We start from the raw sequence: 22,518 nt of genomic DNA on the forward strand, positions 1-22,518 counted from the left end.
CTGAGGCAGTGACAACGTTCCGTCCCGAGGGCTTTGGCAGCCGTGCCGCCAGGCCGCAAACGGGGCCGCCTTCCTACTGCCCTCGGGGGACGTCCGCCAAGCGCCAGACACCCACACGAGGGCCGCCCCATTCGTCAGAGAACGCGCACTCTTGAGCTGGTCTAGGTAGATTCGCAGTGGGCAAAGGGTCCTGATCGATCACCCCCAGTACACGCCGGATTGCCCAAGGGGTCCCAACCCCAGCTGCATAAATGTCTTCGGTGCCATTAGGTCCGATCTCAGGCAACTGATGGGCTGCTAAGTCCTCCCGGCACATCAAGTCACAACAGGGAGTTCATCGTGAGCGTTTTCTCGATCTTCAACGGCCGCGGCGATCGCGGTGGCCGAGGTGGCCGAGGCGGCCGAGGCGGCCGTCACCACCGTCACCACCACCGCGGTCACCGCGGTCACCGTAGGGGCCACGGCGGCCGCTACTAGGCGTCGTCGCTTCATCTGAAGATCCTCATCGAGGGGGTCGACGGCTCATCCGTCGGCCCCCTATCAACAGCCTGACCCCATCCGGCCCCCTCTCGGAGAAGGTGACCCCGCTTGGCGTACGCAACACACGCCGCCCCTGCTGACATCAAGCCCGTGACTCCGGCAGCCGAGGACAGTCCCGTGCCCCTCGCGGCGGCCGTGTCTCCGGCCGACGCATTCCGCCGCTTCTGGCCGTGGGCGCGCCCCGACCGGCACTGGCTCGCCGCGGGTGCCGTCCTCCTCATCGCGGGGTCCGCAGGTGAGGTCGCTTCCGTGTGGCTCTTCAAGAATCTGGTCGACCAGGTCCTGATCCCCCACCGGTTCACAGCGTTCCCGGCGCTGGCGGGGCTCATGGCCGCCGTGGCCGTGGTCGCGGCGCTGCTGACCTTTGCGGGTGAGTACCTGGCCACCTGGGTCGCCGAGCGCTTCCTCCTGCGTCTGCGCACCTCGGTCATGGAACATCTGCACAGCCTGCCTCCCGACATCCTGCGAACGCGTAGGCACGGCGACGTGGTGGCGCGGCTGACCTCGGATATCTCCCAGATCGAGGAGTTGGTGGCCTCCGGTCTGGTCTCATCGGGCTCGGCACTGATCAGTCTGCTGTTCTTCGTGGCGGCTGCTTTCTACCTGAGCTGGCCGCTCGCCCTGGCGGCCCTCGCCGCGGCGCCGCTCTTCTGGCTCGCGGCCCGGCTGTTCAGCGGCCGTATCCATACGTTGTCTCGCGAGGCCCGGCGGTGTGAGGGCAGCCTCACCGCTGTGGTTGAGGAGAGTCTCGCCTGCTCTTCCCTGGCTCACGCCTACAACCGCCAGGCCCACGAGGTTGAACGGGTCCACCGGGAGGGGGAGGCACTGCTGCGCGCGGAGGTCGCCACGGCACGAGTCGCACATCTGTACCCATCGCTGCTGAACGTATTCGAGGTGGTGGGCGGCCTTGCCGTGGTGGGCCTCGGCGCCTTCGAACTGACCCGGAACGCCCTGACCTTGGGCGGGCTGCTCGCCTTCGCCGCCTTCTTGGCCTACCTCTTCGGGCCCGTGCAGGAACTCTCCGGTCTGGCCTCAGTGTTCGGCTCCGCCAGCGCGGGTGCCGAACGGGTCATCGAACTGCTCGACACGCAGTCTCCGGTCCGTGAGCGCCCCGGCGCGCCTGCGCTCACCCGCGTACAGGGCCGTATCGAGTGTCTGAGCATTGCGGCGGCCTACCCGTCGAGCCGACGCGGACCGGTCCTGCGTGACGTCAGTTTCAGTGTCGCGCCCGGCGAGGTGCTCGCCGTTATGGGCCCGAGCGGCGCGGGCAAATCCACCCTGGCCAAGTTGCTGGTGCGCTTCATGGACCCGGATTCCGGGTCGGTGCGCTTGGACGGGGTCGATCTCCGGGACGTGACAACGGCCTCGGTGCGCGCGGCGGTCACCTTGCTCCCCCAGCACGCCCAGCTCTTCCATGCGACCATCCGCGACAACATCGCTTACGGCCGGCCCGGGGCCACGATGGCGGAGATCGTCCAGGCGGCGATGGACGCCGACGCCCACGAGTTCATCGCTGCTCTTCCCGACGGCTACATGACCATCACCGGGGAGAACGGATTCCAGCTTTCCGGAGGCCAGAGCCGGCGCATCGCCATCGCCCGGGCCTTCCTCCGAGCGACCCCGGTCCTCGTCCTCGACGAGCCGACCGCCGGCCTCGACTACCAGGCGGCCGCGCATGTCCTGGCTCCGCTAAGGCGGCTGATGGCCGGCCGCACCACGATCCTGATCACCCACGACCAGGCCCTGGCTGAGCACGCGGACGCCATCCACACCCTGCACGGGCCAGGAGCGGAGGTCATTCCGCAATCAGAGGGGTAGTACGAGACGAGGGTCGTGATCGAGCCCGGTATGTTCCCGGCTCTGGCGAAGGCCCCTTCAGGCTGCGGGCTGCGCCGTGGGGGCCTCGTCGCGCTGCCGGGCACGAGGCGTCGAGGGCGCCAAGGCGGCGGCGAATCGCGGGCACGGACGATGCCCCTCGCGAGGGGCGTGCTTCATCCGCTCCAGGGGACCCTTGCCAGGGGTCTCGGATGTCTTCGTCAGAAGATGAACACCGGGCGCACTGAGTGGGAAAGCGCGGGCAACGTCCTCGTTGTACGCGGCATCCCTGATCGCTTCGATGTGCTGGACTGGTATTCGTCCAGCGTGCGTGGGGTTACCGACGACGTAATCGATGTCGTGCATGAGCTCCGGATGGGTCTCCATCCAGCCGACCAGGAGCCGACCGAAGACGATTGCCCAGCCATGGGCACCGCCGTATTTGAGTCGGGTGGGCCGCGTCCGCCAAGAGGATCGCCGGGCCCGGCGCCACGACCACTGGAGCCACGACCACGGCGGCCGTCACCGCGAACAAGGCCAGGGTGGGAACAAGGCGCGGCGGACGGAGCGGCGATCAGACAACGGATCCGTTCGGCCGGGTCCGGGCCGGTCGTCCCCGGCATGTCGGGGCCACGGCGGGAGCCGAGGCGGAGCACATCTCCAGGAGAGCCGAGGCCACGACTCGGCGCCCATGTCACAGCGCGGCCTGGTCGTCCGCCGCCATCTCGGTGAGACGGCGGATCGGGCCCCTGTGCCTGCCGGGTCAGTCGTGCGGGGCCTTGCCGGTCACCCGGTGGTCCGCGTAGCTGAGGCCTTCCATCACCAGACGCCGAAGATGCCCGTCGCGGAGGCTGTAGTACACGTGCCGGCCCTCGCGCCGCGTCTCCACCAGGCCCGCCAGGCGCAGTTTCGCCAGGTGCTGGCTCACGCCGGTCCGCGAGGCTCCGCAGCGTTCGCTCAAGGAACCGACGTCCGACTCCTCCTGCGCCAGCAGCCACACCAGGTGCAGCCGGGTCGCGTCCGAGAGCAGGGTGAACACTTCTGCCGCTTCGGTGAGGCGCGCACTGTCCGGGGGGCTCAGATGCACATCGCCCGCAGGTGGCACCGACTCGCGAATAGGCATGACCACAGCGTAGGCCCAGGGCCTCTTCCCAGAAGCCTCCGCTCTGACGCAAACGTCATGTGCGCAGATGCGCACATATTTGTATAGTGGGTGTCCGTTGCCCGCTCCAGCCGTCAGGAGGACCCGCCCCATGCTCGCCGTCCTGCGCCACCGCGCCTACCGTCGCCTGTTCATCGCCCAGGCGATCGCCCTGGTCGGCACAGGCCTGGCGACGGTCGCGCTGGGCCTGCTGGCTTACGACATCGCGGGTTCCGACGCCGGGTCGGTCCTCGGTACCGCCCTGGCGATCAAGATGGTGGCGTACGTGGCGATCGCCCCCGCCGTGGGCGCGGTCGCCGACCGGCTTCCGCGGCGGGCGCTGATGATCGGCGCGGACCTGACCCGGGCCTCCGTCGCGCTGGCGCTGCCGTTCGTGGACCAGGTGTGGCAGGTGTACGTCCTGGTCTTCCTGCTCCAGTCCGCGTCGGCCGCGTTCACTCCGACATTCCAGGCGGTCATCCCTGATGTGCTGCCCAAGGAGCGCGACTACACCCAGGCGTTGTCGTTGTCCCGCCTCGCCTACGACACAGAGAGCCTGTTCAGTCCCGCTCTCGCCGCAGCGCTGCTGTCGCTGATCACCTACAACTGGCTGTTCCTCGGCACGGTGGTCGGGTTCCTGGCTTCGGCGGTCCTGGTGGTCTCGGTGGTCCTGCCCAAGCAGCTCGGTGGGGAGGCGCGGAGCGAAGGCGCTTACGCCAAGGCCACGGCGGGCACCCGCCTGTTCTTCTCCACTCCGCAATTGCGGGCGCTGCTCTCGCTCAATCTCGCCGTGGCGGCGGCCACTGCCATGGTCACCGTGAACACCGTGGTCTACGTGCGGGATCAGCTGGGGCGCGGGGCGGCGGACGTGTCCGTCGCGCTCGGTGCGTACGGCGGTGGGTCGATGCTCGTGGCGCTCCTCCTGCCGCGAGTGCTCGACCGCGTGGCCGACCGGTCGGTGATGATGCGTGGCGCGCTTCTGCTCACAACGGTCTTCGTGGGTCTCGGCGCCATGACCGTCGCCGGGAGTGGCGGTTGGCGCTGGCCCGCGCTGCTCGCCCTGTGGGCGGCGTTCGGTGGGGCCTGCTCGATGGTGCTCACCCCTACCGGGCGTCTGATCCGGCGGGCGGCTCCGCCGGCGGAGCGCACCGCGGCGTTCGCCGCTCAGTTCTCCCTTTCGCACAGCTGCTGGCTGCTGACCTACCCCCTGGCCGGGTGGCTGGGAGCGACGGTCGGGCTGCTCCCCGCCGTGGGCGCGCTCGGCGTGATCGCCCTGGCCGGAGGTCTGGTGGCGGGACGGTTGTGGCCGGCCGCGGGACCGGAGGGCTCCGGTCCCACGTGGCTCGACCGCCCGGCGAGGGAAGCGGTGACGCCTGCCGGTGCCGACCCGGAGCCGTCGGCGGCCTGACCCCGCGGGAGAGCAGGGCCGGCCGCCGTGTTCAGGTGCCGCGCACGGCGGCCGGCGCTTCGAGGGCCGGATTGCCGATCCAGTAGGCGTGGGCCGGGACCTCCTCGCCCTTCATGAGGAAGGCGTCGGGCGCCAGGACCGCCGCGTCGCCCATGGTCACGCCGTAGTGGACGAGGGTGCCGGTGCCGATGGTGCAGCCGGCGCCCAGGACGGTGCGGTCGGACTTGAAGGCACCGTCCTCTTGGGAGTGGCACTGGATCCGGCTTCCCTCGTTGAGCGTGCAGCCGTCGCCGATGGTGACGAGGGAGCGCTCGGGCATGTGGCAGCCGTCGTCGAAGACCCTGCGGCCGATCCGGACGCCGAGCAGCCGCCAGATGAGGTTCTTGTACGGCGTGCCGTTGAAGACGGCGATCGCTTCGGTCGGGGAGGTGAGCTTCCAGTACCGTTCGTGCCGCCAGAAGGGGCGCACGTAGATCGAGCAGTACATCGGGCGCAGGCCGCGAAAACCAGTGGTGGTGTGTTCGGCCACCACCATGTAGGCGACCGTGATCACGAGTGTGAGGACGTTGGCCAGCGCGATGACGGCCGCGCCGAAGTCGGCGTAGAAGTCCGCGGCGGTCGACATCACCAGTGCCACGCAGAAGAAGAAGAGCCAGCGCGTGACCAGGTAGAGCACCACGGGCGCGACGTTGTGCCCGTTCTTGGCGGCCAGGAGGCGGCGGAACGTCTCGCCGTCCTTGAGGTGATCGAACTTGCTGTCCCGCAGGACCGTGCGCGGGATCTCGAAGCTGGGCGACCCGAGCAGTCCGACGCCCTCCCGGACCTCCCCGTCGAGCGGGACCATGACCTTGGTCGCGAGCAGGCAGTTGTCGCCGGTCCTGCCCTGCGAGGGGTAGGCGATGTGATTGCCCAGGAAGTTGTGCGGCCCGATGGTGACGGCGGAGACCTTGAACGAGGTGCCGGAGTAGTCGGCGTTGATGATCGACAGGCCGTCGGCCACCATCGTCCCCGTGCCGACGGTGCTCAGGTACGGGACGTCGTGCTTGACCATGGTGCCGAAGTTGGAGCCCGTCTGCTCCACATGGGTCAGCTTGTACCCGATGCAGCGCAGGTAGTGGACGATGGCCGAGCTGTCGCCGAACAGGTTCTTGTGGAAGCGCCGGTTGGTCAGGAACCCGATCGCCCGGTGGATCCCGAACCGGAACCCGTACAGCGGGTAGACCGTGTCCGGCTTGAGGGCGAGGTTCAGCACGCGCGGAACCGTCACCGAGACGACGAGGCCCAGCAGCACGGCCCCGAAGAAGAAGAGCGCGGAGGCGGCCAGGGCGTCGGCGTAGAACATCCAGCCCGTCAGGGTCGTCGATCCCGGCTCCACGAGATCGGAAAATTGCGGCACCGCGGCAAAGAGGAGTGCGACGCCGCCGACGGCCAGCGGGATGTAGGCGACCATCGCTGTCAGGACCTGGGTGACCGCGTACCGCACCCGGCGGGCCGTTCCGCAGCGGGCGGGGCCGACCATGCGGTAGTCGACCTCGGTGGGCTGCGCCGGGGACCCGTGCCAGCGCTGGCCGTCGGGCACCCTCTGACCGGCGTGGAGCGAGGAGCTGTGGCCGAGCTGGGTGCCGTCGCCCATCGACGTGTCGATGTCGATCACGCTCACCTCGCCGACGAGTACGTCCTTGCCGAGAGTGACCGGACCCGTCCGGATCACCCCGGCGTCGGCGCGGTAGCAGTTGAGGAAGACGTCCTTGCGGATCACCGTGCCCTCGCCGATGGTGAGCAGGTCGGTGCAGACCGGCAGGTGGCGCGTGAAGATCGTCACCCCGCGCCCGATCCTGGCCCCGAGGGCGCGCAGGTACAGGGTGTAGAGCGGTGATCCGACGAAGAGGACCAGCGGGTTCGTCCGGATGAGCGTCTTGACGCACCAGAAGCGGAAGTACGCCAGGCTCCAGATGCGTATCTGCCGGGGACGCCACCGCCCGACGAGCGCCCACTTGGCCGCGACGGGGAACGTACAGAGCCCGAGGAAGGCCGCGGCACCGAAGGCGACGGAGCGCAGGTAGGTGGCGAGCAGGTCCGAGCCGTCGGCGATCCATTCCGCACCTGCGGCGAAGACGACGGACACCGCGTAGGAGTAGCCGAGGAAGAAGACCAGCTGCAGGGCTCCGCACAGCACGTACCGTGGTGTGCCGGACGCCGCCGGGGGCGCCGCTGCCTGGACCGGCATCGCGACGGGTGGCGGGGAGTCGCCGGGCGCAGGGGGCGCCTCGGCAGCCAGCGCTGCGGCCAGGCTCCTGACGGTCGGGTACCGGTAGACCTCCTTGATCGAGACCGACGGCACGTCCTCCCGCTTCCTGAGACGCGCGCAGAAGCGGGCCATCACCATCGAGTCCGCGCCGAGGTCGGTGAAGAAGTCGCTGTCGATCGAGACCTGCTCGACCTTCACGATGTCCGCCAGGATCTCGGCGAGGATTCGTTCGGAATCGGTGATCGCGGGGTCACCGGGCTCCGTGGTCAGTACGTCGACCGAGTTGTCCACCATGTTGGCTCCACGAGGATTTCGGTCCACTCGCGGTCGAGTGGAGTACCCCAGGCTCCTGGGGCCTCAGCGAGGCCCGAGCGTTCGATCCGGAAGGGAATGTGTCTCCGGGTCAGCCGCTCACGGAGAAGCCGTATTCGAAGTGTCAGGTCCCGCCACGGGAGTTGCCACTCAACACCTCGGACACTTTTAGTAACTCTACATAAACCGATGGTAGTAACTACCTGGTGAGGGGCGGGTTTCAGCCTCGACCGTGTCCATGAACGCGACCTCATAAATCACCCGATAGCACCTCTGCGGCGCAATGCTCGGGCATCACGGCGACGTTGTCATGGGTCGCCATGTGCCCCGGGGCGTGCGGCTGTTGGGGCAAAGACAGGTCGCGGCAGCGTTCGTCGCAGATGCATGGGCAGGCAGGGGTGAGCTCAAACCGCTGAGCTCACCCCTGCGTTCGCGATGTCCGTTGACGTCAGGCGGTGTGGGAGGTCACGAAGGCAGCGGCGCGAGGCTAGGCGAATTCAGTGCCGCACACGAAGCGCCTCACCGGGAGGAATGTCGGCGGCCGTGGGCGGGCCGGTGAAGCACGGCCGAGGACAGGGTCCATGAAGTCCCGTGCCGGGAAAGGAATTCCACCGGAGTGGCACAGGACGGCCCGGCCATGACGTGGTCCACCTCCAAGCGGCGCGCGGTCGGCAACTACCGCCTGCACGACGCCGTCTGAGCGCACGACACTCTGGACGGGCACCGCGAGCGCGGTTCCCATCCGGCCCCTGCTCCGCACTCTCCTTTGGCTGCCGTCACCGACTACGTTGGGACAGACCGGGCGATGTGCCATCAACATCCCTGGGAGATACGGACGTTCGCACTCACGTCCCTGCGGCTGTGTGGCCGGGGGCGGCCGCGTCGCCATGACTGCTCAAGGCGAGCGCGGCCACCTGGCCAGGGCTGCTGGAGCGTCGGAGGCGGGTGTCCCTGGGCGGGTACGCCCTCTCCTGCGAACCGTCGAGTGGGTGTTGCCGGGCCCTGGATCGAGAGAACCGGGCAGCTAGGTCGCCGGCACCGGTTCCGGACGCACGACGTTCAGCCGCCCTGTCCTGCCCAGGGAGTGCACCGCCCCGGCGCAAGCGAGGCCGAGAGCCGCGAGCGACAGCCAGGGCAGACCCGGCACACCGGCTTTGCCGGCCGCGTCGAGCGCGGCTCCGGTCAGCAGGTTTCCCGCGGCGATGCCGATCCCGCAGATGGTGTTGTAGAGGCCGTAGTGCGTGGCGACCAGGCGCTCGCCGGCCAGGGCGACGATGGTGTTCATCTCGAAGGGGTAGATGATCATCGTTGCCAGAGCGAGGAGCAGTCCGCACAGGACCACGGCCGCGGTCGTACCCACCGGTGTGAGCATCGGCAGGAACGCCGCCCCCATCAGGACGAGGCCCCAGGCGATCGCCCGGTCCGGCCTCCAGCGCCGCTTGCACCAGGTGGTCACCCGGGTCTGCCCGAGGATCGTGGCGAGCGCGGACACCCCGAACAGGGCCGAGGCGCCGATGGTCGCCACGGTCCGGTTGCCGGTGCTCTCGCGGAGCACCAACGGCAGGGCGAGGTAGACCTGGAAGGACAGGACGTACGAGCCGGTCATCGACGCCGCGAACAGCAGGAACGACCGGTTGCCCAGCACGCGCCGCCACTGCCGGGCGACGGGCTCGGGATCACTGGCGCTGACACCGCGGTCACGGGCCTGCGGCAGGGAGCGGATCTGCACCAAGGTCAGGACCGCGAAGACGACGGCGGCGACCAGACAGGTGAGACGGAAGTCCACGCCTGTCAGGGCGAGGCCGACCAGCGGCCCGGCCAGGATCCCCGCCTGGTAGAAGACGTTGAACAGGGCGAAGGCCTCCACTCGGCGCTCGCCCGCGTCCCGCGCCACGTAGGCGCGGACGGCCGGGTTGAACAGGGCTCCGGCGAAGCCGCTGGCAGCCGAGGCGGCCAGCAGCGCGGGGACGGAGTCCACGAAACCGAGCGCGAGGAACCCCACGGTCCGCAGGGTGCAGCCGGCCACGATCAGCGGTTTGTAGCCGAACCGGTCGGCGAGGGTGCCGCCCACGAGGAACATGCCCTGCTGGCTGAAGTTGCGTACCCCGAGGATCAGCCCGACCAGCCAGCCCGCCAGAGCGAGCTCGCCCGACAGGTGCTGGGCCAGGTACGGCATGAGCATGTAGAAGCCCACGTTGATCGTGAACTGGTTGAGGAGCAGCAGCTGCACGCTGCGGTCGAAGGAGCGGACCTGGGCGAGGACGCCGGGGGTCATACCGCTGCCTCCGGCTCTTGCGAGGCGACGACCTGCAGCTCGAGATCGACGTCGACGAGGGTGCTCAGCGGATCCGTGACCTTGCGGCAGCGGGTCCAGCGAAGGACCTCTGCTTCGTCGGCCGAGTCGATCTCCGCGGGCTCCGCCGCGGGGACCACGTCCAGCAGCCCGCGGTCCTGGCACCATGTGTCGCTGTAGATCGTGGAGAGGTAGCGGTACGGGCCGTCGGGAAAGATCGCCACGACGCACGCGTCGGAGGAGTAGGTGCGGGCTGCCCATCCTGCGACCAGGGCCACGGCGCCGACACTCCATCCACCCGTCGCGTAGTGGGACCGGGCCAGCGCCCGGCAGGTGCGGACGGCTTCCCCCGGGGCGACCCAGTGCACCTCGGTGAACTGTTCGTAGGCCACGTTGCGCGGGTGGATGCTGCTGCCGAGGCCACGCATCAGGCGCGACCGGGCGGGCTGGCCGAAGATCGTCGAGCCCACGGTGTCCACGCCGATGACCTGGAGGTCGGGATACCGGGCGCGCAGAGTCCGGCTGATCCCGGCGGAGTGGCCGCCGGTGCCGACGCTGGCGACGAGCACGTCGATCCGGTCGAGCTCGTCCATGAGCTCGTTGGCAAGCCCTGTGTACGCGTCGACGTTGTCGGGGTTGTTGTACTGGTTCGGGCACCAGGCCCCGGGTTCGGCGGCGATCAGTGCGCCGACTCGCCGGCGGCGGGCCTCCTGCCAGCCCCCGTAGGAGTGTTCTTCGGGGACGATGTCGAGCCGGGCGCCGCGTGCGGTCAGCAGGCGCATCATGTCCGGCTCCATCTTCGGGTCGGTCACCAGCGTGACGGGGTGCCCGAAGACGCGTCCGGCGAGCACCAGCCCGAGACCCAGCGTCCCGCTGGTGGATTCCACGATGGTCGCGCCGGGAAGCAGGTCTCCGCGCTCACGGGCGCGGGCGACCATGTACAGAGCCGCACGGTCCTTGATGCCACCGGGGTTCGCGCCCTCCAGCTTCGCCCAGAAACCACGTCCGGGAGCGGTGAGCGGTTCGGAGATCCACAGCAGGGGTGTGTTGCCGACCGCGGAGGCGAGTCCGCGGACGGTGAGGAGGTCGTTCATGGCGGCTGCTTTCTGGGATCGGGAAGATTGCCGTGCACGACTCACCCGCCCGTGGGGACACGGGAAGGGCGAGGGACCGTCGGACGGTCCGGGCAGGCATCTTCTAGATGCGCCAGAGGCAGAGAGCGCAGAGAACGGACTGCGCCGTGGTGGCCGCTCTTAACGGAGGAGCGGGTCCTCCCCACAGCGTGGGGCGGTCGGCCGGTACCTGCAGGGGCAGCGCTTCGGCCGGGTCCGTCCCAATCGGGTCGGGTCCGAGATCGTGGGATGCGTACCGCGATCCCGGCGCCCCCTGGGACTCCTGGGAGTAGTACTCACCGGGGTGGTGCGGGGCGACGGGATCAGGCGCCTCGTCCGCGCTGGTGAGGTGTACGTGTGCGATGCCGTCGTGGACGTGGGCCGGCGCACCGGCCACGGTGAAGGAGCACGCGGCCAGCAACGCAATGAGGAACGCCAGGAGCGTTCCGTGGTTGCGATCTCGCACATCCCGAACATTACGAGAGGAAATGCACCTCAACGACCTCAGTTGTGCGGCGGTTTCGCCTTCAGGTGGTGATCCGCGAGGCTGAGCACCTCCTCGACGAGCCGCCCCAGATGCGCGTCGGGAAGCCCGTAGATCATGTGGCGTCCCTCTTTTCGCACGGACACAAGGCCTGCGAGCCGGAGCTTGGCCAGGTGCTGGCTGACGGCCGGACGCGCGGCTCCGGATTGCTCCGTAAGAGTGGTGACGTCCGCCTCGCCCTCGGTCAGCCTGTGCAGCAGCGTGAGGCGAGTGCGGTCGGCGAGCAGGCTCAAGATCTCCGCTCCCCGGATGTACTGCTGGGCGCGCGGCTCTCGCGGGTGCGCACCATGCGCAGGTGAGACGTTCGTGCGTGCGTTCATGAGCACATGATTGAGGGAAGGACCCCCCGTGTCCACTTTTCAGGGGGTGAGAGGAGCTCCTGATGCGCGAGCAGCACGAGCACCGTCACGGTCGCGCCCCCGAGGATCACGGGGATACCCACCGGCACGAACACGGTCACGAGCACACCTCAGGCGAGCAAGCGGGGTGGGCACGCTGGCGCCACCGGCTCGCTCACATGATCAGGCCGCACTCCCACGCGTCCGCGGACAAGGTGGACCGGGCCCTGGAGTCGTCGGCCGAGGGCATGCGCGCGTTGTGGGTGTCCTTGGCCGTTCTGGGCGTGACCGCACTGGCGCAGGCAGTGGTCGTCGTGCTCTCCGGTTCGGTCGCCCTGCTCGGTGACACCGTGCACAACGCCGCCGACGCCCTCACCGCGCTCCCACTCGGCGTCGCGTTCGTCCTCGGGCGGCGGGCGGCCACGCGCCGCTTCACCTACGGGTACGGGCGAGCGGAGGATCTGGCCGGGATCGTGATCGTGCTGACCATCGCCGCCTCGGCGGGGTTCGCCGCCTGGACGGCGGTCGACCGGCTGCTGAACCCTCGGGAGATCAGCTACCTGCCGGCGGTCGCCGCTGCCGCGGTGGTCGGGTTCATCGGCAACGAATGGGTGGCCCGCTACCGCATCCGCGTCGGACGCAAGATCGGTTCCGCCGCGCTCGTCGCCGACGGCCTCCACGCCCGCACCGACGGCTTCACCTCGCTGGCCGTGCTGATCGGAGCCGCGGGCGCGGCGATCGGCTGGCGCCTGGCGGACCCCATCGTGGGCCTCGCCATCACCGCGGCCATCCTGCTGGTCCTCCGCGACGCCGCCCGCGAGGTCTTCCGCCGCCTCATGGACGCCGTCGACCCGACGCTCGTCGACGACGCCGAACGCGCCCTGCGCGAGGTGCCGGAGGTCCGGGACGTGAGCGAACTACGACTGCGGTGGATCGGGCACCGGCTGCGCGCCGAGGTCGCCGTGGTCGTCGACGGGGACTTGAACGTACGCGAAGGCCATCGGGTCGCCGTGGACGCCGAGCACGCCCTGCTGCACGCGGTGCCCCGCCTGACCGCCGCCCTGGTGCACGCCGACCCCGCACCCGGCCCGGGCGCGACGGACCCGCACGCCGAACTGGCCCATCATGCCGCGTGAGCCATGGCCGGACACGGCTTTTCCCGAACAGGCCGGCGATGGCTCATGATGGTGCGGCCATGACCACAGCCGGCGGGAAACCCAGGACGGCGCACCGGACCGGTGTGCGTGTGCCCGCTGCCCGCGCGGCGGTTTTCGCGACGGTGAGCGTGGTCCTCGCCGTCACCGGCCACCATCTGGTGTCCGGGGACACGATCGCGTGGCGCGCGGCCGGGATCGCCGGCCTCGTGCTCTGGTCACTGGTCCTGCCGGTCATCCGGAAGCCGCGCTCCCTGCCGGTCACCGTGGTCGCCACAGTCGCCGTCCAAGGCGCCCTCCACTCCTGGCTCGGCGTGGGTCCGGTGCTCAGCGGAGAGGTGCGGCCTCATCACCGCCATCCCGCCGGCCGCGGCCTTACGGCGCTGGCGAACCACGACGCATGGCACGCCGGGCACCACAACGGATGGCTGATGGCTGCCGTGCACCTGACCGCCGCCGTGGTGGTCGCGTGGTGCCTGCACCACGCCGACCACGCGTGCCAGGCCGTCGGGACGACGAGGCGCATGCTTCGAGCCGCCTTCGCAACCGTCCGCGCGTGGCTGCTCGGCGCGGCTTTCCACTCTCACCTGGGTGTCCCCGGCGCGCGGCGGGTACTTCCGCACTTCCGTCTGCTCCCGCGAGGTCCCGCGGTCCTCGCCCACGCGGTCGTACGAAGGGGTCCGCCGGCGGCTGAGCTCGATCTCGCCGCCTGACCGGTGCGCCCTCTGCGCGGCGTGCCGGTACCCGACCCGTGCACCCCAGGGAGTTCTTCTTCATGACCCGCATGCCCACGACGCGCACCGCGCGCCGTTTCGCCGCCGTGTCCGCCACCGCCACGCTCCTGGCGCTGGCCACCGCGTCCCCCGCCTTCGCCCACGTCGAGGTCTCCGCGCAGGAGACCCGTGCCCTGTCGAAGAACGTCGCCCTGGACTTCGCGTGCGAGTCGGAGTCGGCGACGGCCGGTATCACCAAAGCCCAGGTCTTCCTTCCGGAAGGGATCAAGCCGGACGACGTCACTTACGTCGACGGCCCGAAGGGCTGGAAGCTGACCAGCGACGACCGCAGCATCACCGTCTCCGGAAGTGCCCTCCCGGCGGGGGAGGATGCCGAGTTCACCGTCTCCGTGGCCCAGCTTCCGGACGCGAAGTCGCTGGCGTTCAAGACCTTGCAGTCCTACAAGGACGGCCGGATCGACCGGTGGATCGAACTGGACGAGGGAAGCGAAAGCCCGGCCCCGGTGCTCAAGCTGAAGGCCGCCGCCCCCGGGGCAACGGCGGCCGAGGCCTCGCCTGCTCCGTCCTCCGCCGCGCCGACCGTCGCTGCCGGCCCCAGCACGGTGGAGGCGTCCGAGGTGGAGGAGAAGGCTTCCGAGAAGGAAGAGGACGGCGGATCCATCGCCCTCCCCGTGGGCCTGGGCGTGGCCGCCGTGGTCCTGGTGGGCGGCGGCATCTGGTGGTGGCAGCGCCGCGGCGCTGCCACCGGCTCCTGACGCAGGGCTTTCCGCGGCCCCGGTGCGCTCCGGGCCCGCAGGGACCCGACCTGATCACAGCTGGTTGATCAGGACCGGCCCGATGACCAGGACCACGAGGGCGGCCACCAGCACGAGCAGCACCGCGACGGTGAGGTGACGGACCCAGGGACTCATGCGCGCCTCCCCTTCCAGTACAGGCACGTATGGGGCCCTGCGCCAGGACTTGTCCGGACGATCATGTGGCTGCTCGGTGTCCGGGCTCCCGCGCCGGCCACCGAGGATCGACAAGTAGCCGTACTGGGAGGGCGGGTATCCAGTGTGAGACCCCGTCCCCGGCGCTGACTCTCGACAGCCGAGCAGCGAATTCACCGTCTCGCTGTGCATCTGCATGCGCGAACTTATGCTGATATCAATGGCAAAAATGGCCCAGGGGGGACATGCAATGACCGCAGCAAGCAGGGGGAAGTCAGCGTTGAAGTCGGGGGTCAAGCGGCTCCTGGGCCGTGCCGGCCTCGACGTCGTGCGCAGCACGAACAACTTGGGGGGCGTCGACGATTTCCTTCCGTTCGAGCCGACCATGCAGGCCGCACGGGCTGCCGGCCTGTCGGTCGGTGACTACATCGACGAGGTCATGAACGGGACGCCCGGCGCAACCCAGTCCACCGTCGACGAACTACGCGCCCTCGGCGTCTTCGCCGCCAACCCGGACACGGTGCTGGAGATCGGCCCTGGGTCCGGACGGTACCTGGAGAAGACGCTCAAAGCGTGTTCACCGGGCCGCTACGAGATCTACGAGACGGCAACTCCCTGGGCCGACTACCTGGTGGACACATTCCGCGTGGTCGCCCAGCCGACCGCGGAATCCAGTCTCGCTCCGACGCCGGACGACAGCGTCGATCTCGTTCTGGCCCACAAGGTCTTCAACACCGTGACCTTCCTCTGCGCCTCCCGCTACTTCTTCGAGATGGCGCGTGTGACGCGACCCGATGGTCGGATCGTCTTCGACGTCATGACGGAGACCTGCCTGGACCCGGCCACGGTGCGCACCTGGGCGACGAAGGGCGGCGCGGGACACGACTCCTATCCAGCAGCCATGCCCCGCCGGATGTGTGTGGACCTCTTCACGACCCTCGGCTGCAGCCTGGAAGCCAGCTTTCTCGCACCCATGGGCATTGCCTCCACGGAGGTGCTCGTCTTCGGAAAGGCGGCTTGATCCTCGAAGGCCTGCGGCTGCCAAGAGGCGTGGTGAGCAGGGCGGGTGGCCTATTCGGAGGCGGAAACCCTGGTCAACTCGGCGGGCACGTCGCGCACGCCCAACCTCAGATGCTCGACGTGGTAGAGGGCTTGGTCGAGGAGTTCGGCAACGTGATCGTCGTAGAGGGCGTAGATGATCGAGCGGCCGTGCCGCTCGCCGGTGACGAGACCGAGGTTGCGCAGCAGCCGGAGCTGGTGCGAGCAGGCCGAGGACTCCATCTCGACGGCTGAGGCAAGGTCGCTGACCGAGCAGGGTCCTTCGTGGAGACGGGCCAGGATCCTCAGCCGCGAGGGCGTGGCAAGGGCCTGAAGGGTCGTGGCGACGTCGGATGCGCCTACCGCGTCAAGACGCTCGCGGGTCGTCGCACTGCCTTTGCCATCGGTTCCGTGGCCCATGGGTTCATGATACCGATGACACATGAAGACCTGTTCATATATTCCTGTATGGTGGCGGTGTTGCCCTGTCCGCCCCTGAAGGGTTCCTTTGTCATGTCTTCTGTCCTGCAGGAGCGGCCCGCACCCGCCGTCACGCCGCGCTCAGCTCTCCCACCGCGGCGCACGCGCATCCTGTCCCTGCCGGAGGCTCGGTGGGCGCTGACGGCATTGGTGCTGTTCCTGGCGGCTCTTCCGCTCTACCTGTCCGGTGCGCCGGCCTGGCTGTGGGGTGCGCTGTTGGCCGCCACCTACGTGACCGGTGGCTGGGAACCGGGCTGGGAAGGTCTGAAGGCCCTCAGGAACAGGACCCTGGACGTGGACCTTCTGATGGTGGTCGCCGCGCTCGGCGCCGCCGCCATCGGCCAGGTCCTCGACGGCGCACTGCTGATCGTCATCTTCGCGACCTCCGGCGCGCTGGAGGCCATCGCGACCGCCCGGACGGCGGACTCGGTGCGCGGTCTGCTGGACCTGGCGCCGCCGACCGCGACCTTGTTGCGCCCCGACGGGAGCGAGGAGACGGTCCCCGCCGGCCGGCTGGCCGTGGGTGACGTGATCGTCATCCGGCCCGGGGAGCGGATCAGTGCGGACGGGCGCGTCCTGGACGGCGCGAGCGATGTCGACCAGGCCACGATCACCGGCGAGCCGCTGCCGGTGCTCAAGGGGTTCGGGGACGAAGTGTTCGCCGGGACCCTCAACGGCACCGGCGCGCTGCGCGTCCGTGTCGAGAGGGACCCTTCGGAGTCGGTGATCGCGCGGATCGTGGCGATGGTCGAGGAGGCCTCCGCCACCAAGGCACCCACGCAGTTGTTCATCGAGAAGGTCGAACAGCGCTACAGCCTCGGCATGGTCGCGGCGACCCTTCTGGTCTTCGCCGTCCCCCTGCTGACGGGCGCGGAGCTGCGGCCCTCGCTGCTGCGGGCGATGACGTTCATGATCGTCGCTTCGCCGTGCGCCGTGGTGCTGGCCACCATGCCGCCTCTGCTGTCCGCGATGGCGAATGCCGGCCGCCACGGGGTGCTGGTCAAGTCCGCGGTCGTCATGGAGCGGCTCGGGCAGATCGACGTGGTCGCGCTCGACAAGACCGGCACCCTCACCGAAGGCACCCCGCGCGTCACCGACGTCCGTGCCCTGGACCCGCACCGTTTGGACGAGGACGAACTGCTGCGTCTGGCGGCCGCGGCCGAGCTCCCCAGCGAACATCCCCTCGCCCGTGCCGTCGTGGACGCCGCCCGGGCCCGCGGCCTGGACCTGACCGCCACGGAGGACTTCGCCTCCACGCCCGGAACCGGCGTAACGGCAATCGTCGGCGACAGTGCCGTCACGGTCGGCAGCCCGGCCCGCGTCCTGCACGATCCCTCCCACCCCGCAGCCGCCCTCGCTGGAAGCCTGGAGGAGAAGGCCCGCACCGCCGTCATCGTCACCATCGACGGCACTCCTGCGGGCGTGATCGCCATCGCCGACCGGCTCCGGCCCGAGGCAGCCGCCACCACCCGGGCACTGCACGAACTCACCAGCCGCGCACCGGTCCTGATCACCGGGGACAACCAGCTCGCCGCCAGGCGCCTGGCCTCCGAGGTCGGAATCGCCGACGTCCGTGCTGGTCTGCTGCCCGAGGACAAGGTCACGGCGGTCAGAGAACTGACCGCCGCCTCGGGGAAGGTCCTCGTCGTCGGCGACGGCGTCAACGACGCCCCCGCCCTCGCCGCTGCGCACATCGGCATCGCCATGGGCCGCGCCGGCTCCGACCTCGCTCTGGAGACCGCTGACGCCGTCGTGGTCCGGGACGAGCTGGCGACCATCCCCGCCGTGGTCACCCTGTCCCGGCGGGCCCGGAAGCTGGTGGTCCAGAACCTCGTCATCGCAGGCGCCTTCATCGCGGTACTGGTCGCGTGGGACCTCATCGGCACACTGCCGCTGCCGCTCGGCGTCGCCGGTCACGAGGGCTCCACAGCCATCGTCGGTCTCAACGGCCTGCGCCTGCTCGCCGAGGGCGCCTGGCGCCGAGCGCGCTACGAACCGCCTCGCCTGAGCGCGGGTGCGCATACGGACGCCAGTCGGAACCGTGTGACGCGTATACGGTGCGCGATCGGCATTACGCCAAGGCTGCAAGGGAGTTCGTCCCGGTCCCGGCCCGCGCGCCTCCGTCCACGATCAGGTACTCATCGCGAATGCCCCGGCCCGTGAACCAGGGCTCCGGGATCTCCCGTGTCCCCGCCGCGTAGCGGGCCTGCGCCGACAGCGAGGAGCCGGAGATGCGGCGATCACCTTCAGCAAGTCCTCACCGCAACCGCGCTCGACCTCACCCGCCTTGGCGCGTGGACCAACGGCACCCCACTGGGCCGTGATCAACGGGCCCCAGTGATCATGCACATCCTCTCAAGGCGCCTGGCAGGACCAGACGAGGGCACGGAAGCAGCAACGAGGACAGGTCATGGGCCGTGCGTGGTTGCGGGCTCGGGATGGTTGGTCAGCCATTGCTGGAGTTCACGGTGGCGAAACTGGTAGGCGGGGCCGGCATGGCGCAGCAGGCCGGCCTCGCAGGCCCAGTCCAGGAACACCACCAGCCGAAAGGGCAACTGGGTTCTGGAGCACAGCACGAAGATCAGGTAGCGACGCGTCGCGGTCAGCAGTTGGCTTCCCATCAGTGAGACTGCCAGAGCGACGGCCAGACCGCCCATGAGCATGTCGGGCGGTGTAGCGTCCTCACCCGCCATACGACCTGGCGCCATCACTTTCAGCAGGCCGGTCGTCAGCACCGATGACAGCCCGGTAAGCGTTCCGAACGTCAGCCCCAGTACCAGACCGGCTGCCAGGTCGTCCTTCAGAAGTTGCCAAGGGCGCGCTTCCCTGGAGGGTGGCGCAGCCAGTGCGCTCAGCAGCAGGATCGTTGCCAGTGCGCCCAGCCCGACCATGAAGCCCGTCATCAGCAGGAGCTCGAGCCGGTATGGCAGCCTGACCGCTGGCGCGAGCAGAAGTGCACACATCACCCCGAGCATCAGCCCCGACAGTACGCGGGGTGGAGCAGCGGGTCTGGTGAAGCCCAGCCGACGAGGCGGGGACGGATTCATCGCCGCAATACGCCCCGTACAGACGGCGAGCACGCCGAACACGCACAGCACGGGTGCGGGATCGGGAGTGGCCCACGCCAGCGGAACGGGGAGAAGCACGGTGATGGTGGACAGTGCGGTGTCGACGACGCGGACGCGAGCACGGCCGGCCAGCGGCCACAGTTCGTGCAGCACCAGGTCGGTTCCTGCACGGGCCGGGACGGGCGTACCGGCGTCCGGGGTGGCGGTCGGAGCGAGTGCTCCAGTGAGGTGGCGCAGCCACCGGTGAACCTGATCCGGGTGATACATGGGTTGGCGGCTGGATCTCCTGCGTGAGTGGGAATGGAGGCGCGAGGCAGCGGGGATGAAGCGGGCCAGTAGATGGTCGTCCAGGTCCTGTGCAGTGGTGCGGTCGTTCAACTCGCGGGGGTCACCGTCGTGGTGGTACACGGTGGCCACCAGGCACAGCCGCCATGGCGTCGACAGCCACGTGGACAGTGCGCTGGTGGGGCGGCTGGTCAACTGGTCGATCAAGCGCTGCCAACGGGTCTGGTCCTGGGCACGGGTGGTCAGGTAGTTCACCGCGTCGGCGAGGGCGACGGGTTCGATGGCGACCCGGGCGGAGTCCCGCAGGAAGCCGCGGGCAGCCAGTGCTTCCAGGTGGGAGGTACGGCAGGTCAACACCACCGGCCCCGGCTCACCCCGCACCCTGTAGGCGTCCAGCTTCTCCAGCGTTGCCCGGGCGCGGGGGGCGTCCGGGTCGGGAGTGCCGTCCGGCAGGATCGGGTCCATCTCGTCCAGGCCGTCCAACACCGGCAGCACCATGCCGTGCTCGACGAGGGCGGCCGCTTGTTGGTGCGGCCAACCGTAAGCCTGTATCAGGCGCTGGATGAGAAAGGCGTCCAGGGGCGTGGTGGTGTCCCACAGCGCAACCGGGATGCGGACCGGCACCAGGTCGGTGTCAGTGCGGTTCCTGGTGAGCGCGAGGATCAAGGCGAGAGCAAAAACGGTCTTGCCGGCCCCGGCCGCTCCCGTGACCACGAGCCGCTGGGGCCGGGTATCGCGCCAATAGCTGGCCACGTGTGGCGCGCCACCTGCGGGAGACGAGGGCGGAGGCAGGACTGCTGAGACCGGGGGTGGAGCGGGCAGAAGGCGACCGTGTGGGGGTGCGGTGGCGTTACGACCGGGGGCTGGCTGCAAGGTGTAGGCGAGATCGATGGGCAAGGTGTCGTCGCCCAACAGCAGGCCGTAGACGCGGCCCTCACCGGAAGCAACCTGGGCGGCAAGGGTGGCCGCCCAGCCGCGGACCAAGTCCGCGGTGTTGCTCTCCGACGGCTTACGCAGCGCGAAGACAGAAACCAAGAGAGCAGCGAGGCCGATCGGCAGGCCAAGCAGGCCGGCGGCATCCTGCGGTCCGAGTCCGCCCCGGGACAGCTGCACCACGGCGTAGAGCACGCTCCCCGCCTCTGCGGCTCCGCCGATCCAGCCCACTGTCCGCCACACCCACCGGTGCCGGCTCCCCCCGATGTTCACGAACCCGATGATGGCCCCGCGTGTTCGATCCCGCAGCCCTTTCCGCCCTGCTCCCAGGTCGTCGCCTTTGGTGCCAGCAGCACTACGCGCGCCATGCCTTGCTCGTGTCCCAGGGACCCGTAGCGTTCTCCGCGCTCCAAGAGGGGTGCGATTCGCCCGCCCTGCGTCTCATGAGTACAGAGCCGGAAGGCAGAGCCGGGCATGTCGGGTGATCCAACGCCGACGCCGGTTCCTCTCATGCCCTCCTTCAGCCAGGACAGCGGGGCGAAACATCCGGTCCCTGTCCGACTTCCCGTCGAGCAGGGGCCGGAGTCGTATGTACGGCCCGTCAGACCCTCGACCGGTCCGTCGAATCACCCGCACGGAGGGCGCGGGCCGGTGCGTGATTCGACTCACCCGACTGTCAACAGGGCTGCGGTCGGCCTCTCGCCCCGGTTCGTGTGGTCAGGAGCCCTGAGGCTGCGGCGATCACACACCCGAGGAGGACCCAGGCGGTGGCCAGCAGCCAGCCGCCCACCACGTCGCTTGCCCAGTGCACCCCGAGCCAGAGGCGGCTCACTCCCACCAGCGCGGCCCAGCACAACGACAGGGCGACCCACAGTCTCCACGCGGGTGGGCGGCGGGCGAGGAGCGCGGCGACGAGGAGGCCTGCGGCCATGGCTGACGTGGTGGCATGGCCCGAGGGGAAGGACCAGCGGGAGGCGTGGGTGATCCAGTCCTCGCCCGGCGGCCGCGGCCGGGCGATGGTCGTCATGAGCACGAACCTGACCGCCTGTCCGAGCGCCAGCCACCCGGCGAAGGCGAGGCAGAACAGCACGGTGCGGGTCGGCGGCCGCCGTACGTGGAGGGCGTCTGCGGCAGGCCCGGCGATGAGACCGCCGGCCAGGGCCAGGAGGTAGGGGTAGACGCCGGTCCCGGTGGCGGTCACCGCGCGCAGGACGGTAACGACCGGGGAGGTGCGGTTTTCCAGCAGCAGCCGGTGAATGCCCGGATCTGCTGGAAGTGTCCTGGCTCCGGAGACCAGGACGGTTGCCGCAAGGACCCCGAAGGCGACCGCGGCCGCGAGGGCATAGCCGAGAACAGCTCGGCTGGGTGTGGCTGGGTCGGCTTCGCCGGCCGTGTGGGCGCGTGCGCTGTTGCTGGTCATGGACGGCTCAGGCACTCTCCTCGGCGCGGCGGGTGCGCCGGGAGCGGAGCAGTTCGAGGCCGACGGGGATCAGGGAGATCACGACGATCAGGGCGATGATCGGCAGCAGGTAGCGGTCGACGTTCGGGACGGACGCCCCGAGCGCGTAGCCGCCGAGGACCAGGCCGGTGGTCCACAGCAGTCCGCCGAGGATCTGCCACAGGGCGAAGGCGCGTGCCGGGACGTCGAGGATGCCGGCGAGCGGGTTGAGGACGGTCCGCACGATGGGGAGGAAGCGGGCGAGCACGATCGCCTTCGCGTATCCGTAGCGTTGGAGGATCTCTCCGGCTCTGACGGCGCCGTCGTGGATCTTGGGGGATTTCACGCGGGTGAGGAAGGCCGGCCCGGCGCGCCGTCCCAGGAGGTATCCGGTCTGGGCTCCGGCCAGCGCTCCGGCCGCGGCGGCGGTCAGGACCCAGGGCAGCGACAGGTGGCCTGAGGTGCCGGCCGAGCCGGCGCACAGGAGTCCGGCGGTGAACAGCAGGGAGTCGCCGGGCAGGAAGAATCCGATGAGCAGGCCGGTCTCGGCGAACAGGATGAACGCGATGCCGAGGGTTCCGAACGCGGCGAGTAGGGACTGTGCGTCCAGGAGGTTCACGGCCAGGTCCGCTGCCTGCGGTGATGCGGGGTGGGGGAGGATCATCGGCGCGGGCCCCTTGGATAATGGGTGGGGTGCCGGTTGCCTTC

The 22,518-nt window shown here is 69.6% G+C and carries 17 protein-coding genes; 7 read left to right on the top strand and 10 right to left on the bottom strand.

What is annotated here, in order from left to right; genetic code table 11:
* Positions 1–315: 315 nt before the first annotated feature.
* Positions 316–441: a hypothetical protein gene (locus ACFV3E_RS29890; RefSeq protein WP_500537486.1), complete on the bottom strand. Its 126-nt coding sequence runs from the start codon at positions 439–441 to the stop codon at positions 316–318.
* A gap of 147 nt (positions 442–588) precedes the next feature.
* Between ACFV3E_RS29890 and ACFV3E_RS29895 the strand changes: the two genes are divergently transcribed.
* On the top strand, positions 589–2,358 hold the full coding sequence (locus tag ACFV3E_RS29895; RefSeq protein ID WP_500537487.1) for an ABC transporter ATP-binding protein: 1,770 nt from the start codon (positions 589–591) through the stop codon (positions 2,356–2,358).
* A gap of 760 nt (positions 2,359–3,118) precedes the next feature.
* Here ACFV3E_RS29895 and ACFV3E_RS29900 read toward each other — a convergent pair.
* Positions 3,119–3,478 carry an ArsR/SmtB family transcription factor gene (locus ACFV3E_RS29900; RefSeq protein WP_500537488.1) on the bottom strand — a complete coding sequence of 120 codons (360 nt, stop codon included), beginning with the start codon at positions 3,476–3,478 and terminating at the stop codon, positions 3,119–3,121.
* A 130-nt stretch (positions 3,479–3,608) separates the two neighbouring features.
* Between ACFV3E_RS29900 and ACFV3E_RS29905 the strand changes: the two genes are divergently transcribed.
* Positions 3,609–4,904, top strand: a complete 1,296-nt coding sequence (locus ACFV3E_RS29905) for an MFS transporter (RefSeq protein WP_500537489.1) — start codon at positions 3,609–3,611, stop codon at positions 4,902–4,904.
* A 31-nt stretch (positions 4,905–4,935) separates the two neighbouring features.
* On the opposite strand, the gene ACFV3E_RS29910 is transcribed toward ACFV3E_RS29905, so the two are convergent.
* The 4 genes from ACFV3E_RS29910 to ACFV3E_RS29925 all read right to left on the bottom strand — a co-directional run bounded on the left by ACFV3E_RS29910 (position 4,936) and on the right by ACFV3E_RS29925 (position 11,733).
* Entirely contained in the window at positions 4,936–7,446 is a 2,511-nt protein-coding gene (locus tag ACFV3E_RS29910; RefSeq protein ID WP_500537490.1) for a Pls/PosA family non-ribosomal peptide synthetase, read from the bottom strand.
* A gap of 1,042 nt (positions 7,447–8,488) precedes the next feature.
* Positions 8,489–9,739 (bottom strand): MFS transporter, encoded by a 1,251-nt coding sequence (locus ACFV3E_RS29915; RefSeq protein WP_500537491.1) that lies wholly within the window; start codon positions 9,737–9,739, stop codon positions 8,489–8,491.
* On the bottom strand, positions 9,736–10,851 hold the full coding sequence (locus ACFV3E_RS29920; RefSeq protein WP_500537492.1) for a PLP-dependent cysteine synthase family protein: 1,116 nt from the start codon (positions 10,849–10,851) through the stop codon (positions 9,736–9,738). The genes ACFV3E_RS29915 and ACFV3E_RS29920 overlap by 4 nt, the downstream gene beginning before the upstream one ends.
* A 522-nt stretch (positions 10,852–11,373) precedes the next feature.
* Entirely contained in the window at positions 11,374–11,733 is a 360-nt protein-coding gene (locus ACFV3E_RS29925) for an ArsR/SmtB family transcription factor (RefSeq protein ID WP_500537493.1), read from the bottom strand.
* Between the two features lie 62 nt (positions 11,734–11,795).
* Here ACFV3E_RS29925 and ACFV3E_RS29930 point away from each other — a divergent pair, with 62 nt between their 5' ends.
* From ACFV3E_RS29930 to ACFV3E_RS29945, 4 genes are all read left to right on the top strand, one after another.
* Complete coding sequence (locus ACFV3E_RS29930; protein ID WP_500537494.1) at positions 11,796–12,887, top strand: cation diffusion facilitator family transporter; 1,092 nt, start codon at positions 11,796–11,798, stop codon at positions 12,885–12,887.
* Between the two features lie 59 nt (positions 12,888–12,946).
* Positions 12,947–13,618, top strand: a complete 672-nt coding sequence (locus ACFV3E_RS29935; RefSeq protein WP_500537495.1) for a hypothetical protein — start codon at positions 12,947–12,949, stop codon at positions 13,616–13,618.
* A 62-nt stretch (positions 13,619–13,680) separates the two neighbouring features.
* Complete coding sequence (locus ACFV3E_RS29940) at positions 13,681–14,394, top strand: DUF1775 domain-containing protein (protein ID WP_500537496.1); 714 nt, start codon at positions 13,681–13,683, stop codon at positions 14,392–14,394.
* A gap of 424 nt (positions 14,395–14,818) precedes the next feature.
* Complete coding sequence (locus ACFV3E_RS29945; protein ID WP_500537497.1) at positions 14,819–15,589, top strand: methyltransferase domain-containing protein; 771 nt, start codon at positions 14,819–14,821, stop codon at positions 15,587–15,589.
* Positions 15,590–15,639: 50 nt separating this feature from the next.
* Here the strand turns inward: ACFV3E_RS29945 and ACFV3E_RS29950 are convergent, their stop codons facing one another.
* Positions 15,640–16,026 carry an ArsR/SmtB family transcription factor gene (locus tag ACFV3E_RS29950; protein WP_500537498.1) on the bottom strand — a complete coding sequence of 129 codons (387 nt, stop codon included), beginning with the start codon at positions 16,024–16,026 and terminating at the stop codon, positions 15,640–15,642.
* A gap of 93 nt (positions 16,027–16,119) precedes the next feature.
* Here ACFV3E_RS29950 and ACFV3E_RS29955 point away from each other — a divergent pair, with 93 nt between their 5' ends.
* Positions 16,120–18,249, top strand: a complete 2,130-nt coding sequence (locus ACFV3E_RS29955) for a heavy metal translocating P-type ATPase (protein WP_500537499.1) — start codon at positions 16,120–16,122, stop codon at positions 18,247–18,249.
* A gap of 245 nt (positions 18,250–18,494) precedes the next feature.
* Here the strand turns inward: ACFV3E_RS29955 and ACFV3E_RS29960 are convergent, their stop codons facing one another.
* The 3 genes from ACFV3E_RS29960 to ACFV3E_RS29970 all read right to left on the bottom strand — a co-directional run bounded on the left by ACFV3E_RS29960 (position 18,495) and on the right by ACFV3E_RS29970 (position 22,474).
* The gene (locus ACFV3E_RS29960; RefSeq protein WP_500537500.1) at positions 18,495–20,567 is read right to left on the bottom strand and encodes an NACHT domain-containing protein; all 2,073 of its coding nucleotides are present in this window, start codon (positions 20,565–20,567) and stop codon (positions 18,495–18,497) included.
* A gap of 481 nt (positions 20,568–21,048) precedes the next feature.
* Positions 21,049–21,792: a phosphatase PAP2 family protein gene (locus ACFV3E_RS29965; protein ID WP_500537501.1), complete on the bottom strand. Its 744-nt coding sequence runs from the start codon at positions 21,790–21,792 to the stop codon at positions 21,049–21,051.
* A 7-nt stretch (positions 21,793–21,799) separates the two neighbouring features.
* On the bottom strand, positions 21,800–22,474 hold the full coding sequence (locus tag ACFV3E_RS29970; RefSeq protein WP_500537502.1) for a DedA family protein: 675 nt from the start codon (positions 22,472–22,474) through the stop codon (positions 21,800–21,802).
* Positions 22,475–22,518: the final 44 nt, after the last annotated feature.

Source organism: Streptomyces sp. NPDC059718, assembly GCF_042733315.1.
Classification (GTDB): Bacteria; Actinomycetota; Actinomycetes; order Streptomycetales; family Streptomycetaceae; genus Actinacidiphila.